Origin of the sequence: Mesorhizobium sp. RCC_202 (assembly GCF_041355295.1) — a bacterium.
Classification (GTDB): domain Bacteria; phylum Pseudomonadota; class Alphaproteobacteria; order Rhizobiales; family Rhizobiaceae; genus Mesorhizobium.
This window is the reverse complement of the sequence record NZ_JBFUPO010000001.1, coordinates 484,787-501,261: the sequence shown is the minus strand read 5'-3', so window position 1 is coordinate 501,261 and position 16,475 is coordinate 484,787. Positions and strand designations below refer to the sequence as shown.

General features: G+C 64.0%; 15 protein-coding genes. 7 read left to right on the top strand and 8 right to left on the bottom strand.

Annotated features, from left to right (window positions below; translation table 11 throughout):
• Nucleotides 1–74 precede the first annotated feature (74 nt).
• From AB6802_RS02285 to AB6802_RS02270, 4 genes are all read right to left on the bottom strand, one after another.
• Nucleotides 75–1,496 (bottom strand): glutamine synthetase family protein, encoded by a 1,422-nt coding sequence (locus tag AB6802_RS02285; protein ID WP_371008373.1) that lies wholly within the window; start codon nucleotides 1,494–1,496, stop codon nucleotides 75–77.
• A complete protein-coding gene (locus AB6802_RS02280; RefSeq protein WP_371008372.1) occupies nucleotides 1,493–2,866 on the bottom strand; it encodes an aspartate aminotransferase family protein in 1,374 nt (457 codons plus the stop codon). Before AB6802_RS02280 ends, AB6802_RS02285 begins: the two co-directional genes overlap by 4 nt.
• A gap of 187 nt (nucleotides 2,867–3,053) precedes the next feature.
• Entirely contained in the window at nucleotides 3,054–4,028 is a 975-nt protein-coding gene (locus AB6802_RS02275; RefSeq protein ID WP_371008371.1) for a WD40 repeat domain-containing protein, read from the bottom strand.
• A gap of 269 nt (nucleotides 4,029–4,297) precedes the next feature.
• Nucleotides 4,298–5,338: a GTP-binding protein gene (locus AB6802_RS02270; RefSeq protein ID WP_371008370.1), complete on the bottom strand. Its 1,041-nt coding sequence runs from the start codon at nucleotides 5,336–5,338 to the stop codon at nucleotides 4,298–4,300.
• A gap of 424 nt (nucleotides 5,339–5,762) precedes the next feature.
• Here AB6802_RS02270 and AB6802_RS02265 point away from each other — a divergent pair, with 424 nt between their 5' ends.
• The gene (locus AB6802_RS02265) at nucleotides 5,763–6,233 is read left to right on the top strand and encodes a MarR family winged helix-turn-helix transcriptional regulator (RefSeq protein WP_371008369.1); all 471 of its coding nucleotides are present in this window, start codon (nucleotides 5,763–5,765) and stop codon (nucleotides 6,231–6,233) included.
• Nucleotides 6,234–6,414: 181 nt separating this feature from the next.
• Here the strand turns inward: AB6802_RS02265 and AB6802_RS02260 are convergent, their stop codons facing one another.
• Nucleotides 6,415–7,272 carry an AraC family transcriptional regulator gene (locus AB6802_RS02260; protein WP_371008368.1) on the bottom strand — a complete coding sequence of 286 codons (858 nt, stop codon included), beginning with the start codon at nucleotides 7,270–7,272 and terminating at the stop codon, nucleotides 6,415–6,417.
• A gap of 44 nt (nucleotides 7,273–7,316) precedes the next feature.
• On the opposite strand from AB6802_RS02260, the gene AB6802_RS02255 reads away from it, so the two are divergent.
• The gene (locus AB6802_RS02255) at nucleotides 7,317–7,724 is read left to right on the top strand and encodes a DUF2000 family protein (RefSeq protein WP_371008367.1); all 408 of its coding nucleotides are present in this window, start codon (nucleotides 7,317–7,319) and stop codon (nucleotides 7,722–7,724) included.
• Here the strand turns inward: AB6802_RS02255 and AB6802_RS02250 are convergent.
• Complete coding sequence (locus tag AB6802_RS02250; protein ID WP_371008366.1) at nucleotides 7,721–8,971, bottom strand: multidrug effflux MFS transporter; 1,251 nt, start codon at nucleotides 8,969–8,971, stop codon at nucleotides 7,721–7,723. The genes AB6802_RS02255 and AB6802_RS02250 overlap by 4 nt on opposite strands.
• A gap of 489 nt (nucleotides 8,972–9,460) precedes the next feature.
• Between AB6802_RS02250 and AB6802_RS02245 the strand changes: the two genes are divergently transcribed.
• From AB6802_RS02245 to AB6802_RS02230, 4 genes are all read left to right on the top strand, one after another.
• Nucleotides 9,461–10,345: a DMT family transporter gene (locus AB6802_RS02245; RefSeq protein ID WP_371008772.1), complete on the top strand. Its 885-nt coding sequence runs from the start codon at nucleotides 9,461–9,463 to the stop codon at nucleotides 10,343–10,345.
• Nucleotides 10,346–10,427: 82 nt separating this feature from the next.
• The gene (locus AB6802_RS02240; protein ID WP_371008771.1) at nucleotides 10,428–11,450 is read left to right on the top strand and encodes a LacI family DNA-binding transcriptional regulator; all 1,023 of its coding nucleotides are present in this window, start codon (nucleotides 10,428–10,430) and stop codon (nucleotides 11,448–11,450) included.
• The gene (locus AB6802_RS02235; RefSeq protein ID WP_371008365.1) at nucleotides 11,447–12,430 is read left to right on the top strand and encodes a 2-hydroxyacid dehydrogenase; all 984 of its coding nucleotides are present in this window, start codon (nucleotides 11,447–11,449) and stop codon (nucleotides 12,428–12,430) included. Before AB6802_RS02240 ends, AB6802_RS02235 begins: the two co-directional genes overlap by 4 nt.
• 201 nt (nucleotides 12,431–12,631) lie before the next feature.
• Entirely contained in the window at nucleotides 12,632–13,027 is a 396-nt protein-coding gene (locus tag AB6802_RS02230; RefSeq protein ID WP_371008364.1) for a hypothetical protein, read from the top strand.
• Nucleotides 13,028–13,037: 10 nt separating this feature from the next.
• Here AB6802_RS02230 and AB6802_RS02225 read toward each other — a convergent pair whose 3' ends face one another.
• Nucleotides 13,038–13,811: a gamma-glutamyl-gamma-aminobutyrate hydrolase family protein gene (locus AB6802_RS02225; RefSeq protein WP_371008363.1), complete on the bottom strand. Its 774-nt coding sequence runs from the start codon at nucleotides 13,809–13,811 to the stop codon at nucleotides 13,038–13,040.
• A 272-nt stretch (nucleotides 13,812–14,083) separates the two neighbouring features.
• Here AB6802_RS02225 and AB6802_RS02220 point away from each other — a divergent pair, with 272 nt between their 5' ends.
• Nucleotides 14,084–15,193 carry a TRAP transporter substrate-binding protein gene (locus tag AB6802_RS02220; protein WP_371008362.1) on the top strand — a complete coding sequence of 370 codons (1,110 nt, stop codon included), beginning with the start codon at nucleotides 14,084–14,086 and terminating at the stop codon, nucleotides 15,191–15,193.
• Nucleotides 15,194–15,439: 246 nt separating this feature from the next.
• Here the strand turns inward: AB6802_RS02220 and AB6802_RS02215 are convergent, their stop codons facing one another.
• Nucleotides 15,440–16,468 carry a zinc-dependent alcohol dehydrogenase family protein gene (locus AB6802_RS02215; RefSeq protein ID WP_371008361.1) on the bottom strand — a complete coding sequence of 343 codons (1,029 nt, stop codon included), beginning with the start codon at nucleotides 16,466–16,468 and terminating at the stop codon, nucleotides 15,440–15,442.
• Between the last annotated feature and the right edge of the window lie 7 nt (nucleotides 16,469–16,475).

Sequence of the window (16,475 nt, the reverse complement as noted above, 5' to 3'; positions counted from 1 at the left end):
ATGATATGTTCCAAAAATGCAATTGGCTATAACTTTTGATTGTCGGCGGCAGAACGTGATCGCCGCGCCGGCGCTCAGACCTCGTGCAGATAGAGATGATAGTCGAGCTCGCTGACCGTGCGTGCGACGCGCAGATATTCGGCCTGCTTGATCGCCACGAAGGTGCGATGCAGATCCGCGCCAAGTGCCGCTTTCAGGAACTCGGAGGCTCTGGCCGCTTCGATCGCGGCGCGCCAATCGACGGGCATCGCCGATGCTTGGGAAGCCTGCTCGTAACCGTTGCCGGTTGTCTCCAGCCCGGGGTCGAGACCCTCGTCCAGGCCTTTGACGATTCCCGCCAGGACCGTTGCCGCAACCAGATAGGGGTTGGCGTCAACGCCGGACGGCCGGTGCTCGATGCGCCGGTTCTTGGCATCACCAGCCGGCACGCGCAGCGCTACAGAGCGGTTGTTGACGCCCCATGTCGGCGCCACCGGCGCGTAGGATTGTGAGACGAAACGCCGCCACGAATTGGCATGCGGCGCAAACACCAGCATCGATTCCGCCATGGTGTGGATCAGGCCGCCAAGCGCGTTGAGCAGGCTGAGCGACCATTTTTCGCCGCCGGCTTCGGTGAAGACGTTGCGGCCCGCGTCGTCCAGCAGCGAGACGTGGAAATGCATGCCCGAGCCGGCATACATCTCGATCGGCTTGGCCATGAAACAGGCGGTGACGCCGTGCCGGCGCGCTTGCGCCCGCACCAGCCGCTTCAGCATGACGAGGTCGTCGGCCGCCCGGAGCACATCCTTGCGGTAATTCAGCGTCAACTCGTACTGGCCGGGCGCATATTCGGAAATGACTGTCTCGGCCGGAATGCCTTGCGCTTTGGCGGCGGCATAGATGTCGGAAAACAGCGGCTCCATGCCGTGCAGATGGTCGACGGAATAGACCTCGGTCTTGGCCGAGCGCCGGCCGTCGAGCACCGCGCGGGCGGCTTGCACCTTGCCGTCCGCGTCGCGCTCATTGGACAGCAGGAAGAACTCGAGTTCGAAAGCGCCGGCCGGATGCAGGCCCCTGGCCGCCAAAAGGTCGACCTGGCGTGCCAGCACCAGCCGCGGGTCCGACGGCATCGGCTGGCCATCGAGATGGTACATCGCCATCAGCACCTGGCCGCGCGCCGGCTTGGTGCCGTAGAGCGGCACCAGCGTGCCGGGGATCGGCCACGCCCGCAGATCGCCGTCGCCTGTGTCCCAGATCAGTCCGGTGTCGTGCACATCCTCGCCGGTGATGTCGAGGCCGAGGATCGAGATCGGCATATGCCGTCCGCCCGTAAAGATGCTCATCAGCTCGTGCCGGCGCACGATCTTGCCGCGGCCGATGCCGTTGGCGTCGGTCAAGACGATGTCGAAGGCCTCGATCTCGGGGTGCGCATCGAGAAAGGCTTTCGCCTCGGCGGGCGTCGAGTCGGAAGGAGAGATCGCAACGTTGCTCGGATTGTCCATGGCAGCTTGTCTCATGCCGCAAGCCTGGCCGCAACCGCACCGAAGGCGGCGATCAGCCGGCTCACTTGCGCGGCTGTGGTCACTGGCGAGATCAGCATCATGTTGTGGAACGGCGCGATCAGCACGCCGCGATTGACCAGCGCGACATGGATGGCCGCCTCGAGTTCCGGCGCATGCGCCGCCTCCGCCTCGCCGCCATTCCTCAACGGCCCGGGCGCGCAGATGAATTCGACGCGGGCGCCGACCCGCGCGACATGCCAGGGCAGCTTGTGACGCTTGATCGCCGCCGTCAGCCCGGCGTCGAGCAGTTCGGCCAGCCGGTCCATATGGGCATAGGCCTCTTCGGTCATCACCTCTTCAAGCGTCGCGCGCATCGCGGCGAATTGCAGCGGATTGGCCGACAGCGTCGTGCCCATGCCGGAATAACCGGGCTCTTTCGTGCGATTATAGGCGCCGTAGCGGGTGGCGACCTCTTCGCTCATGCCCCAGATGCTCGCCGGCACGCCGCCGGCCACCGGCTTGCCAAGCACGAACAGGTCCGGCTCCAGACCGTGCTTCCTCGAATAGCCGCCTGGGCCGGTTGAGATCGTGTGCGTTTCGTCGATCAGAAGCAGCGTTCCCGCCGCGCGGGTCAGCCGCCGCAGCGCGTCGTGGAAACCCGGCTCCGGCAGCACCATGCAGGAATTGGTCAGCACCGGTTCGGTGATGACGCAGGCGACATCGCGGTCCGCAAGCGCGGCTTCCAATGCCGCAATATCGTTGAATTCAACGATCTTGGTCGCCCTTGTCAGGTCGCGGAATTCGCCGGCCAGACCCGGCCGGTTCACCGGCCTACCGTCGACCAGCCGCACCATCGTCTCATCGACCGAGCCGTGATAGCAGCCGTTGAAGACCAGGATCTTCTCCCGCCCGGTCACCGCGCGCGCAACGCGCAACGCGAAACGGTTGGCGTCGGTGGCTGTCGTGGCGATCTGCCAGTAGGGCAGGCCGAAGCGCTGCTGTAAGAGCGGCCCGATCGCCAGCGCGTCCTCCGAAGGCAGCATGTAGGTCAGGCCGCGTCCGGCCTGCCTGCGGATGGCGCGGGCGACAGCGGGCGGCGAGTGGCCCAGCATCGAGCCGGTGTCGCCAAGGCAGAAGTCGTCGAGCCTGTTGCCGTCGATGTCGGTGATGGTGGCGCCCCTGGCAGCCTCGACCAGGATCGGAAACGGCGTCGGCCAGTCGGTCATCCAGTGCATCGGCACGCCGCCGAGGAAGCCGGCGATGCCGTTGCCGACCTTGGCCTCGGATTTCGGCCGCGCCTTGCGGAAAACTTCCGCCTCGGTCTCGCGCAGCGCCGCGATGCGGTCGCGGCTGACGCCGCCGATTGAATTGTCCGATGCCTGCATGAAAACCCCTCTGTTGGCGCGGCACTCTGCCAACCGGCCGGCAAAACCGCAATTGGCCGCGCCGGGGGTGGGTGTTAGGGCAGTAGGGCAGTAGGGCAGTAGGGCAGTAGGCAGTAGGCAGTAGGCAGTAGGCAGTAGGCAGTAGGGCTCCTTTTTCCCCTACTCACTACTGCCTACTGCCTATTTCCTAACCCGTGATGTCGATGACGCCGCAGTCGCCGGCTGCACTTCCAAACACGATGCGGCGCTCTTCCTTGTCCCACATCATCGCGGTGATGGCGCCCCTGCCGGGGCGGCGCAGCAGCACCTCCTTGGCGTCGGCAAAACGCGCCGCGATCACCATGCCGTCGTCATAGCCGATGGCCACGACATCCTGGCTCGGGTGGCAGGCAACGCAGGTCACCATCGTGTTGCCGCGCGTGCCGAGTTCCAGCGGCGCCTTGCCCATCGGGCCGTCTTTGCTGGCGAATGGCCAGACGATCGCCGCCGGGGCACCGGAGCTCGCCAGCCATTTGCCCTTGACGCTCCAGGACAGGCTTTTCACCTTGCCCGGATAGCCGCTCATGCGCATGTGCTTGCCGTCGGCGAGCTTCCAGCCATGCAGCGCGTTTTCCTGCATGGTGGTGACGAGGAAAGCGCCATCCGGCGAGAAGGTGATGCCGGTATGGGCGCCGGCCCATTCGAGTTCGACCGGCTTGCCCTCGGCGGCCGGGAAATGCAGCGTCGCGCCATTGTAGCGGGCGACGCCGAAGCGCATACCCTTGGGCGAGAAGGCGAGCCCTTCGACCGAACGCGGATGGGCGAATTCCTTGACCTTGCCGTCGGCGAAACGCACCAAGGCGGTCTTGCCCGAGGCGTAGGCGATGGCGCCTTGCGGTCCGGCGGCGACGCTGGTGATCCATTTCTTGCCGGCGCTGGCGAGTTCGCTCACATCGCCGCCTGCCTTGACGGCAAACACCTTGCCGTCCTCGCCGCCGGTGATCAGCCGGTCGTTGGCCGCGTCATGGAAGGTAGCCAGCAGGCCATCGTTGGCCTGCACCGTCTTCTGCCCATTGTCGAGCCGATGGATCGCGCCGTCGGCCAGAGCGAAATGCGGCACATCGCCGAGGAATACGGCGGCAACGCAATGGCCTTCGAGATCAAGCGGGGCGACTGTGGGCATGAGGAGCTGGTCCATTCGAGATTGCTGCCCTTCCCTTAAGGGGTTGAGCCACGGGTCTCAACCCGCTTCGGATCGTGACAAGAGGGACTGGCGCTGGCGCCTTCCTCTTCTCCTCCTGTGGGAGAAGGTGGCCGAGCGAAGCTCGGTCGGATGAGGGGTGTTCCAGCGGAGTGAGAGGTTGGTATTCCCTGGAGCACCCCTCAACCGTCTCGGCGCTGCGCGCCGATCCACCTTCTCCCACAAGGGGAGAAGGGGAAGGGCGCGAAAAATCAAGCCGCCTGGCAGGCGTCGAAGCTCTTCTTCAGCCGCTCGGCGTCGAGCTCGCGGCCGATGAACACCAGCCGGCTCTCATGCTTCTCGCCGTCCTTCCAGGCGCGCTGGTGGTCGCCTTCGAGGATCATATGCACGCCTTGCAGCACGTAGCGGTCGTCGTCGCCCTTGAGCGCGATGATGCCTTTCAGCCGCAGGATGTTGGGCCCTTCCATCTGGGTCACTTTCTCGATCCAGGGGAAGAATTTCTTCGGATCCATCTCGCCGCCGCGCAGCGACACCGACTTCACCGTCACGTCATGGATGTCGGAAGCATGGTCGTGATGATGGTCGTGTCCATCATGATCGTGATGATCGTGGTCGTGATGGTCGTGGTCATGGTCGTGCGCCTCGAGGAAGTGCGGATCGTTCTCCAGCGCGCGCGACAGGTCGAAGGCGCCGCGGTCGAGCACTTCGTTGAGCGCCACGCCGGAGCGCTGCGTGCGATGGATTTTTGCGGCCGGGTTGATGGCGCGGATCGTCGCTTCGACCTTGTCGAGTTCTTCCGGCGTGACGAGGTCGGTCTTGTTCAGCACCACGACGTCGGCGAAGGCGATCTGGTCCTCGGCTTCCTTGGAATCCTTGAGCCGCAGCGGCAGGTGCTTGGCGTCGACCAGCGCCACCACGGCGTCGAGCTTGGTCTTGGAGCGCACGTCGTCGTCCATGAAGAAGGTCTGCGCCACCGGCACCGGGTCGGCCAGCCCCGTCGTCTCGACGACGATGGCGTCGAAGCGGCCGGGCCGCTTCATCAGGCCCTCGACGACACGGATCAGGTCGCCGCGCACCGTGCAGCAGACGCAGCCATTGTTCATCTCGTAGATTTCCTCGTCGGATTCGACGATCAGGTCGTTGTCGATGCCGATCTCGCCGAACTCGTTGACGATGACGGCGTAGCGTCTGCCATGGTTCTCCGACAGGATACGGTTGAGCAGCGTCGTCTTGCCGGCGCCGAGGTAACCGGTGAGGACGGTTACGGGGATTTGCGTTTGTGCATCGCTCATGGCTTGCCTCGAAAATCTGGGATTGTCGGCCTCATATAGGATGGCGAGGCGGCTTTTGCACGCCGCAAAAAGCTGGGCCAGGAATTCCGCCCGGATGAGCTTCCGGCCGGGGTGTCCGGGCGGTTTATCGCCCACGCGGGTGTTGCTGAACCGCCGGCCTTCCGGACAATACGCTTCACACCGTGGTCATCATGCCGATCAAGACTGTTTGAATGCCATGGCGCGATGCCGGTCGGTGCTGTAAATCAAGCTCTCCAAAAGTCGTTTGTCATCTAACTGAAATAAACATCTGGCATCACACGCCGGGCACCGCATTGCTTGCCGGCAAAGCTGTTTTGCAAGCGGATTCGTTTAGATCGTCATTTGCCAACCGCCAGCCAGCCTCTATGCTGGCCGTCCCGGTTCGGCCGAAGAGGGGATGACCATGGCCAAGGCGGACAAGACAGCGACAATGAGCCGGCTGCATTCAGCGGCCCGGCTGGCGCGCACGGCGCTCGCGGCGCGGCTTCTGGCGCACGGTTTCTACGCCGGCCAGGACCAGATCATGCTGGCGCTCGACCGCGAAGATGGCCAGACGCCGGGCAATCTTGCCGGCAGGCTCGGCGTACGCCCGCCGACGATCACCAAGACCATCAACCGGCTCCAAGCCCAGGGTTTTCTGGAAAAGCGCGCCTCCTCGGCCGACGCCCGCCAGGCGCATATCTTCCTCACCGAGAGCGGCCGCGAAACCATCCGCGCCATTGAGAAGTCGGTCAAGAAGACCGAGAAGCAGGCGCTGAAGGGCCTCGACAAGAAAGACCAGAAGGCACTGTTCAAGCTGCTCGCCCGCATCGAGGCCAATCTTTCCAACGAAGATCTGGAACTGATCGACGACGACGCGGAACTGGATGATTAAAGCGCGACGCGCAGCGTCGTCGCTCAACCGCGAGGCGCTGGTGATTTAAGGCGCGATGCGAAGCATCGTCGCTCCAGGCACCACCTCGGCATGATCCTATAAGCGCGACGCGCAGCGTCGTCGCTCCGCGCACCGCCACAGCGTTACCCCGTAAGCGCGACGCGGAAGCGTCATCGCCTTGCTAAGCCCCCGCCCCGCGCACCAGCGCCGCCCAGCGCCCTGGCGTTACCCCGAACGCCTTCTTGAAATGCCGGTTGAAATGGCTCTGGTCGCTGAAGCCGGCGCCGGCCGCGATCTCCGCCAGCGGCTCTCCCGCTTCGATCATGCGCCGCGCCCGCTGCAGCCGGCGCATCAACAGGAAGCGGTGCGGGCTGGTCGAATAGGTGGCGCGGAAGTGGCGCGACAGCGCATAGCGGTCGAGACCGGTGACCGCCTCCAATTCGTGGGATCGCACTGGACGTTCGGTATTCTCCTCGAGATAGTCGCGGGCAAGCGCTGCGGCTCGCCACGCCGTCTTTCCGGCGGGCTTTGCCGGCTGTCCGGCATGGCGCCCCAGATGTTGCGCCAGCTGTGCAACGAAATCCGCCACGAAAAGATCGTCGAGTTCCTCATCGAGAGGGCCTAGCGCCGACAGCAGCGTGTCGCGCAGCGCCGCGTCGCTCACCACGGCATCGGCAACGAAGGGCAGCGGCTCGCCGTCGAGACAGTCGAGCAGCAGCGACGGCTCCAGATAGAGGATCCTGTAGCGCAGGCCGTCCTCGGTGCCGGCGCCGCCATCATGCAACTCGTCCGGATGCAGGGCGATCACCTGTCCCGGCAGGCTGTGCCGCAAGGCACCGCGATAGTGGAAGCGCTGGACGCCCGAAAGCGTCACCCCCAGCGCATAGGTGTCATGACGGTGCAGGTCGAAGGCGTTGCCGTGGAAATGCGCCTCGATGCGCTCGATTCCCGCCCCGCCAGGCGCCGACACGATGCGGTCGGCATCCGCGCACAAACGTCCAAGACCTTCCTTTGCTTCTCCGCCTAGACCCTGCGCCATCGCCTTTTCCGCCCGTCATGGGCTATTTCGGAGTCTCAATCTTGGTGTTCGATACGAAAATTGCAATTGTTCTCAAGGAAGACCTGCCGGTCTGGCAGAAGCTCAACGTCACCGCGTTCCTGACCAGCGGCATTGTCGCCCAGTTTCCCGAAATCATCGGCGAACCCTATCGCGACCGCGCCGGCAACCTCTACAATTCAATGTCCGTCCAACCGGTCATCGTGTTGTCGGCTGATGCGGTGACGCTTGGCACCATCCATCGCCGGGCACTGGAGCGCGACGTGACGACGTCGGCTTATGTCGAGGAGATGTTTGCCACCGGCCATGATGTGGCCAACCGCGCCGTCTTCGCCGAATTCGCGCCGGAGGACGCAAAAATTGTCGGCATCGCGCTGCGCGCCGACAAGAAACTCGTCGACAAGATCACCAAAGGCGCCCGCATGCACGGCTAGCGGCAGCCGGCTAGCTGCCGTCGATCGAGAAGAGCCGCGTAGAGCGCCGCCGATAGTGCGAGTGCCGCCGATAGCAGCATCGTAACGAAAAGCGCATGGACCGAATTGGCAAGGAACAGGCCGGCGATCGAGGCTATAAGCGCCCCGCCGCCGATCCTCATTGCCGCGGCCAGCCCTGCGGCGGTACCGACCAGATCCGGTCGCACTGACAAGGCGCCGCTGTTGGCGGCTGGCATGGTCAATCCATTACCGATGCCGATGAACACGCAAGGCCCGAAGAAAGCCAGAACATGCGTGACGCCAAAGCGGGACAGGAGCAGCCCCGCCAGCAGACCTGCACATGTCGTGACGCGCGCGAGGATAAGCGTCGCGCCCAGGGAGGTCTTCGAGGCGTAACGTCCAGCCAGGTAGCTGCCAAGGATGAAGCCGGAGGGGACAAATCCCATGTAAAGACCGAGCTTGGCGCTTGATCCGCCGAGGGCGTCACCGACAACCAACGGCGCCCCTCCCAGAAACACATAGAGCACACCCATCGAGGCGGCCATGCACAGCGTGTAGGCCCAAAACCGCCGCGACCGCAGGAGCAAGCCATAGGCGGCGGCGTAGTTCCTTTTCGATTTCGGCAACGCCGTGACCCTTGTCCGGATCTGCCGCGCGGACAAGGCAAAGGCGGCCGCGCCGAAGATTGCAAGGACAACGAAACTGGAACGCCATCCGAACAGCTCATCCAGTGCTCCGCCGAACAAAGGACCGACCATGGGTGCCAGCGCCCACCCCATGGCGAGATAGCCGAATTTGCTGGCGGCTTCACGCTCCCCGGATGTTTCCTTGATGATCACCAGGGCGACGGAATAGCAGGGTCCGATGCATGCCTGCATGGCGCGAAACAGAAGCAAAGTCTCGATATTGGGGGCCAGTGCACAGCCGATGGACGCCGCGATGAAGATGGACAGGGACGTCAGGACCACCGGCCTGCGTCCAAATCGGTCCGATATCGTGCCACCGATGGCTTCTATGACGGCGGTGATGATCGCAAAGCCTGCGACCGACAGATTGACCAACGCGAAATCAGCCTTGAACGTCGCGGCAATGTTCGGCAGCGACGGCAGGATCATGTTCACCGGCAGCACGGCAAGAGCCGAAAGCAGGATGAGCGTGATCAGTCGGGGTGGAGCAACGGTTTCGGAGACGGCCGCTTTGGCGGGTGTGTCCGCGCCCGGATTTCGAATGGGGTTGTCGCTCGCCATGATCTCTTCGCCGTGTCGGAGGGATAAAACGGGGTCTGACGAGGCGGCCCAATTTCGGGCATAAAAAAAGGCCCCGTCAGGAGCCTGCTTACCGCGCATGGGTGCTTTCGCCGGATGGTTACACCATCCTGCCCATGCGCTCCCTTACCACGACGAAAACCATTGCGATGTTCATGGCCTCAAGGGCTAGGCGGAAAGTTGTGCGTCGTCAAGCAGCACGCGGTCGCCGCCGATCAGCAAACAAACCCCATGCTCTGTAATCTGCTTCGGGCGCGACCTGGTTCCCAGGATCGCGCAGGATGGGGGCTGAGCCTGCGGGCTCCCGTTGTTGTGCCAGTAGGTTTAGGCCTCTTGGCGGCCGACAATTGGCTTGCGGGTGAGCGACGATTGCCGCAAAGGTGGCTGTCTACCTTTGCTCCCTCCGGACTGACCTTGACTGTTTCCCGAACCCAAGACGACAGCGCCACGCCGACGGCGGCGATGGTGTTGATGCTGTGCGTCTATGTCTGCTTCACCTTTCTCGACACCTCCAGCAAATATCTGGTGCTGGCCGGCGTTTCGGCACTGATCGTCGCCTGGACGCGGTTCACCGTCCATGTGCTGCTCGTCGGTGTATTCCTGCGCGGTTGGCGCGAGCCGTCGCGCTTTCGCGCCAACAACTTGCCGGCGCATATATTGCGCGGGCTGTTTTTGTTCGGCTCGACCATGTTCAACATCCTGGCCCTGCGCACGCTCCAGCTTGCCGAAACCACCTCGATCTATTTCTTCGGCCCGATGGTCATCACCGCGCTTGCCGGGCCGCTGCTCGGCGAATGGGCCGGCTGGCGGCGTTGGCTCGCCATCCTCACCGGCTTTGTCGGCGTTTTGATCATCACCCGTCCGGGCATCGGCGTGTTCGGCATCGGCCATCTCTTCGCGCTGGGCTCGATGCTGTCGAACAGCTTCTACGTCATCATGACGCGGCGCATGTCGGCCTCGGAGACATCGGAAAGCCTGATCCTGTTCTCCGCGCTGGCGCCGTCCGTGCTGCTTGCCCCGCTGCTGGCATTCTCGCATGCGCTGCCGCATGGCGGTTTTCAATGGTTCGTCGTCCTGATGCTGGGCGTCTTCGGCGCCGGCGGCCACTATCTGCTGGTCCGGGCCTATCGCCTGGCCACCACCACGCAACTGGCGCCTTATCCCTATTCGCAGATGGTGTGGATGATCATTTCCGGCTGGCTGATCTTCCATCAGTTCCCGGACCGCTGGACGCTGCTCGGCGCCGCCATCATCGTCGCCAGCGGGCTTTATATCATCCATCGCGAGCATCGACTCCGTTTGCGCAACTCGGCGTCCCTCGACACCGAAGCCGAGGTGCTGGCGAAAAAACTTTGATTTGCTCCAGAACCGGTGGCATAAGGCCGTTTTAAACAATTTAAAGCCGTTAAAATCTAAAGACCCTGGGGAGCGAAGGGCACTGGCACAGAAGATCAAGCTTTCGACGATCGCGGATGCGCTGGGCGTCTCCACGGCAACCGTATCGCTGGCGCTGCGCGACAGCCCGCTGGTGGCCGGCGCCACGCGCGAGCGCATCAAGGAGCATGCGCGCGCCATCGGCTATATCTACAACCGCCGCGCCGCCTCGCTGCGCACCTCGCGCTCGGGCATCGTCGGCGTCGTCGTCCACGACATCATGAACCCGTTCTTCGCCGAGATCCTGCGCTCGATCGAGAGCGAGCTCGACCGCAGCCGGCAGACCTTCATCCTCTCCAACCACTACGACCAGCTCGAAAAGCAGCGCACCTTCATCGACACGCTGCTCCAGCTCGGCGCCGACGGCGTCATCATGTCGCCGGCCATCGGCACGCCGGCCGAGGACATCGTCATGGCCGAGGAAAACGGCCTGCCGGCGGTGCTGATCGCGCGCAGCGTCGCCGGAGCCGACGTGCCGGTGTTCCGCGGCGACGACGCTTATGGCACCGCGCTCGCCACCAACCATTTGATCTCGCTCGGCCACAAGCGCATCGCCATGATCGGCGGCACCGACCAGACGTCGACTGGCCGCGACCGTTACCAGGGCTATGTCAACGCCATGGAGGCGGCCGGGCTGGAAGTCAGGCCGTCCTGGCGCATTCCCGGGCCGCGCACCAAGCAGGCGGGTTTCGAGGCGGCAGGACAGTTTTTGGCGCTGAAAGACAAGCCCACCGCTGCCTGTTGCTGGAATGATCTGGTCGCGATCGGGCTGATGAACGGCATCGCGCGCGCCGGCCTTGTGCCGGGCGTCGATATCTCCGTCACCGGCTATGACGATCTCGAGGAGGCGGCAATCGCGACACCGGCGCTGACCACGGTCTGGAATGGTCAGCGCGAGGTCGGCCGCCGCGCCGCCAGCGCCTTGCTCGACAAGCTGAACGGGCAGGCGGTGCGGCCCTCGCAGGAACTGATCAAGCCGGAGCTGCATGTGCGGCAGTCGACCGGCAAGCCGGTGGAGCGTGCATGACCAAAGCCGAAGCGAAATTGCCGGTCGCCATCCTGGTGCCGGGCAATTTCAACGACCATGCCATCGGCCGTATCGACAAGGCCTTCCAGCGCGTGCGCGTCGAGCGCGCCGACCCGTCGCTGGTCACCGATGAGATGCGCAAATCCGTGCGCGGCATCGCCTCCTTCGGCGGCATCGACGCCGCCATGATCGACGCGCTGCCCAACCTCGAAATCATCGCCAATTTCGGCGTCGGCTACGATTCGGTCGATGCCCGCCACGCCGCCGCGCGCGGCGTCATGGTCACCAATACGCCCGATGTGCTGACCGAGGAGGTCGCCGACACCACGATCGGCCTTTTGATCAACACGGTGCGGGAGCTCTATGTTGCCGAGAAATATTTGCGCGACGGCGATTGGCTGAAGCACGGCAATTATCGCCTGAGCCGGCTCACCTTGCGCGGCCGCAGCGTCGGCATCTTCGGCATGGGCCGCATCGGCCTTGCCATCGCCCGTCGTCTCGACGCCTTCGGCCTGCAGGTTTCCTATCACAACCGCCGCAAGGTCGAGGGTCTCGCCTACGAATACCACGCGACGCTGCAGGGCCTTGCCGAAGCGGTCGACACGCTGATTTGCGTGGCGCCGGGGGGCGCGGCGACCGAAAAGGCGATCAATGCCGAAATCCTGTCGGAGCTGGGTTCGAACGGCGTCTTCATCAACATCGGCCGCGGCTCGACGGTGGACGAGGCGGCCCTTGCCGCCGCTCTCAAGAACGGCACCATCGCCGCCGCCGGCCTCGATGTCTTTGCCGACGAACCGAACGTGCCGCGGGCGCTGCTCGAAGCGCCCAACACCTCGCTGCTGCCGCATGTCGGCTCGGCGTCCCAGCATACGCGGCGCGCCATGGCGGACCTCTGCGTCGACAACCTGATTTCCTGGTTTACCGATCGCCGGCCGCTGACGGCGGTGCCGGAAACGATCAACGTCAAGGCGCGCGCCTAAAGCGCGTCGCGCTGAAACGGATTCAGACGACGCGCTTTAAGTCTTTGTTTTGATGCATGTCGTCGTCCCGGAACCGCTGCACACTTCTGGGCGACATGCATTAGCGCTCCCGCCACATTTGTTAATGCTTTTCCGACCCGTTAACGCCCGCTTAACCCTTTGAAATCATTTTCCATACTTGAGTTGGTATGGAGAAGCAGGGTGAAGTTGGTTGCCGCTTTGGTTGCGTCGGTCGCGCTGTTTGGAGGCCTGCAGTTGTTTCTGCATGGCGGCGATGGCCAGGGCACGGCCAATGAGGCCACCCCGTCAAGCACCTATCAGTTGACGGCCAATGGCGATGAAGCCGCCTGCGCCATCCATCGCGGCGCCGCGGTTTCGGATGGTCTGTCGCTGCTTTCCGTTGCACCCAACTGCCGCAAGCTGATGCCCGGCATAGAACGCGCGAAGTTCTGGCGCGAAGGGGCGGATGGCACGGTGGCGTTCAGCGAGAACGGCATCGATCCGATCGTCACCTTCTCGGTCGCCGACGGCGACGGCTACGAATCCTACGCGCCCGCGGCGCCAATTCTGGCGCTGAACAACGACAGCAACGACTGATCCTCGACGGTTACTCCGCCGCGGCGCGCGCGCCGGCCTTCGCCGCCGCATGCAACCGCACTGCGTCGCCGAAAGCGCGAAAAATCTTGGCGGAATTGCTGTCCGACTTCACCCAATATTCCGGATGCCACTGAACGCCGACGGCGAAGGCGCGGGCATCCTTGACCGAGACCGCCTCGACCGTGCCGTCAGCGGCCAGAGCCTCGACCTGAAGCTTCGATCCGAGCCTGTCGATCGCCTGGCGATGCAGCGAGTTGACCTTGATTTCGCCGGCGCCGAACACGCCGGCGAGGCAACTGCCGGCCTTGATCGAAATCGTCTGGTGGATGCCGAAGCGCTCGTCCTGATTGTCGCTGACCGGTGCACGATGGTCGAGCGAGCCTTCGCGCTCCTGGATCTCGGTGCCGAGCGTGCCGCCCAATGCCACGTTGAGCTCCTGGATGCCGCGGCAGATCGCAAGCAACGGCACGCCGCGCTCGATCGCCTTGCGGATCAGCGGCAGCGTCGTGGCATCGCGCGCCGGGTCATAAGGACCGTTGGCCTCGCTCGGATCGCCGCCGTAGAGCGAAGGATGCACATTGGACTTCGAGCCGGTGACCATGACGCCGTCGACCGACGACAGCAGCTCGTCGAGATCGAGCCGGTCGCCGAAGGACGGCACCAGCACCGGGAACACACCGGCGCCGACAACGGCCGCTTCCAGATATTGCTGGGGCGCCGCATGCCAGGTGTAATTGTCGAACTGGCGGACGTCGGTCGAGATTGCGACGAGCGGCTGCTGCATTTTGGGTTTGGTTTCCATCAAAAAAGCCAAGGAACTGTTCCACCTGCAAAATAAGCCATCCGTCGCGGCTTTTCCATGGCAAGTTTCACGAGCCCGTATAGGCCACGGTGACGCACGTTAGACTATAGTTGCAAGCCCTGGCAGGATTGGCGCGAAGCCTCCGGCAATGCTGGACTCGACGTGTTGCCCGTGTATGTTTCTTCGCAACCGAACCGGACAAGGAGGATATTGTCCGGACCTCGGTCAGCTGATCCGCGATGGGAGGAAACTGCATGGATCGTCGTTCATTCATCCGCAAGGCCGGCGCATCCGGCGTAGGCGTTGCGGCGACCGCCGCTGCTCTGGCCACGCCGGCGATAGCCCAGTCCAATCCGAAAGTGACCTGGCGGCTGGCGTCGTCCTTCCCGAAATCGCTCGACACGATCTATGGCGGTGCGGAAGTCTTTTCCAAGATGCTGTCGGAAGCGACCGACGGCAATTTCCAGGTCCAGGTCTTTGCCTCGGGCGAACTGGTGCCCGGCCTGCAGGCCGCCGACGCCGCATCCGCCGGCACCGTCGAGGCCGCGCACACGGTGGCTTACTATTACTGGGGCAAGGACCCGACCTGGGCGCTGGGCGCCGCGGTGCCGTTCTCGCTCAACGCGCGCGGCATGAACGCCTGGCACTACCATGGCGGCGGCATCGACCTGTTCAACGAGTTCCTCGCCACCCAAGGGCTGTTCGGCCTTCCCGGCGGCAACACCGGCGTGCAGATGGGCGGCTGGTTCCGCAAGGAAATCAACAGCGTTGCCGACCTGAAAGGCCTCAAGATGCGCATCGGCGGCTTCGCCGGCAAGGTCGTGCAGAAGCTCGGCGTCGTGCCGCAGCAGATCGCCGGCGGTGACATCTACCCGGCGCTCGAAAAGGGCACCATCGACGCCGCCGAATGGGTCGGCCCCTATGACGATGAGAAACTCGGCTTCTACAAGGTCGCGCCCTATTACTACTATCCGGGATGGTGGGAAGGCGGCCCGACCGTGCACCTCTTGTTCAACAAGGCGAAATACGAAGAACTTTCGCCGGCTTACAAATCGCTGGTGCGCACCGCAGCCCAGGCGGCGGATGCCAACATGCTGCAGAAATACGACTATGTGAACCCGCCGGCGGTCCGGCGGCTGGTTGCCGGCGGCGCCAAGCTGAGACCGTTCAGCCAGGACATCATGACGGCCTGTTTCGAGAAGGCCAACGAGGTCTATGCCGAGATGGAAGCCTCGAACGCGCCGTTCAAGAAGATCTGGGAATCGATCAAGGCGTTCCGCAAGGAGCACTATCTGTGGGCCCAGGTCGCCGAATACAACTACGACACCTTCATGATGGTGCAGCAGCGCAACGGCAAGCTGTAGTTCGGCCTTCCCTTCTCCCCGTCACTATACGGGGAGAAGGTGCCCGAAGGGCGGATGAGGGGCGGCGCCGGCTTCGGTGATTGAATCGTCCTGGGCTTAGCGAGTGCACTGCCGAAGCCCCAACCTCGCGCCTTATCCACCATTGGCGCCGCCCCTCACCTGCCTGCCGGCATCCTCTCCCCGTGTAGTGACGGGGAGAGGGGCGCTGTCGTCGACGATTTCGCCAATCGCCAACGCCGCAGAAACTTAGCCTCGTCCCGGCACCACCAACACCTTGACCTCGCCCGGCGCGGGCGGATTGGCGATCACTTTTGCTGCCTCTTCAAGGCTGACCTCTTTCGAGATCAGCTTGTCGATCTCGATCGCGCCCGAGGCGATCAGTTGCGCCGCCCGGCCATGCGTGAACGGATTGAGGAAAGAGCCCAGCATCTTGAGCTCGCGAAACAACAGGTCGAACGGCTCGATCTCCACCTTCATGCCTTGCGGCACGACGCCGACAATGACGACCGTGCCGCCGGATCGCGCAATACGCACCGACTGGTCGACCGTGTCACGCACGCCGGCGCATTCGAGCACGACGTCGACCCCGCCGGGCACAAGTCCATTCGGCCCGGTTATGGCTCCGATCGGGTCGCCCGCACTGGGATCGATCGTCGCCGTTGCGCCCAACTCTTCGGCAAGCGCTCGGCGCGAGGCCTGCCGGGTCGACAGGATAATGGTTGTTGCCCCGGCCAGCTTAGCCAATTGGACAATGAGCAGGCCGATAACGCCGCCGCCAAGCACCGCCACGCTCGCGCCCGGCCTGATCGCGGCTAGGTCGACGCCATGCAGGCAACAGGCCAGCGGCTCGCAAAAAGCCCCGTGTGTCGGCTTGAGATCTGCCGGCAGCTTGAACGCCTGCTTGTGCGGCATCAGCACATAATCGGCAAAGCCGCCGTCGCGATGGATGCCGATGGCGCGCAGTTTGCTGCACAGATTGACGCGGCCGGCATGACAGTGGACGCAGCGGCCGCAGGCGATGTTGGGATCGCCGGTGACGCGGTCGCCGACCGCGATGCCGGGCACCGCGGCGCCGACAGCCTCGACGATGCCGGAGAACTCATGGCCGAGCGTTACCGGCGGCGTGCAGGGGAACTCGCCATGGAACAAATGCCGGTCGGTGCCGCAGACGCCGCACGCCTCGATCCGGACGAGGACGTCTTCAGGACCGCAAACGGGCTTGGGCACCTCACGCAGCGCAATCTTGCCCACCGCTTCCAGCCGCACGGCTTTCATGGCTCTT

Bases quoted from the DNA above. Each gene is read 5' to 3' on its own strand.
- AB6802_RS02285 (WP_371008373.1), bottom strand. From the start codon at position 1,496: ATGAGACAAGCTGCCATGGACAATCCGAGCAACGTTGCGATCTCTCCT.
- AB6802_RS02280 (WP_371008372.1), bottom strand. From the start codon at position 2,866: ATGCAGGCATCGGACAATTCAATCGGCGGCGTCAGCCGCGACCGCATC.
- AB6802_RS02275 (WP_371008371.1), bottom strand. From the start codon at position 4,028: ATGCCCACAGTCGCCCCGCTTGATCTCGAAGGCCATTGCGTTGCCGCC.
- AB6802_RS02270 (WP_371008370.1), bottom strand. From the start codon at position 5,338: ATGAGCGATGCACAAACGCAAATCCCCGTAACCGTCCTCACCGGTTAC.
- AB6802_RS02265 (WP_371008369.1), top strand. From the start codon at position 5,763: ATGGCCAAGGCGGACAAGACAGCGACAATGAGCCGGCTGCATTCAGCG.
- AB6802_RS02260 (WP_371008368.1), bottom strand. From the start codon at position 7,272: ATGGCGCAGGGTCTAGGCGGAGAAGCAAAGGAAGGTCTTGGACGTTTG.
- AB6802_RS02250 (WP_371008366.1), bottom strand. From the start codon at position 8,971: ATGGCGAGCGACAACCCCATTCGAAATCCGGGCGCGGACACACCCGCC.
- AB6802_RS02245 (WP_371008772.1), top strand. From the start codon at position 9,461: ATGCTGTGCGTCTATGTCTGCTTCACCTTTCTCGACACCTCCAGCAAA.
- AB6802_RS02235 (WP_371008365.1), top strand. From the start codon at position 11,447: ATGACCAAAGCCGAAGCGAAATTGCCGGTCGCCATCCTGGTGCCGGGC.
- AB6802_RS02225 (WP_371008363.1), bottom strand. From the start codon at position 13,811: ATGCAGCAGCCGCTCGTCGCAATCTCGACCGACGTCCGCCAGTTCGAC.
- AB6802_RS02220 (WP_371008362.1), top strand. From the start codon at position 14,084: ATGGATCGTCGTTCATTCATCCGCAAGGCCGGCGCATCCGGCGTAGGC.
- AB6802_RS02215 (WP_371008361.1), bottom strand. From the start codon at position 16,468: ATGAAAGCCGTGCGGCTGGAAGCGGTGGGCAAGATTGCGCTGCGTGAG.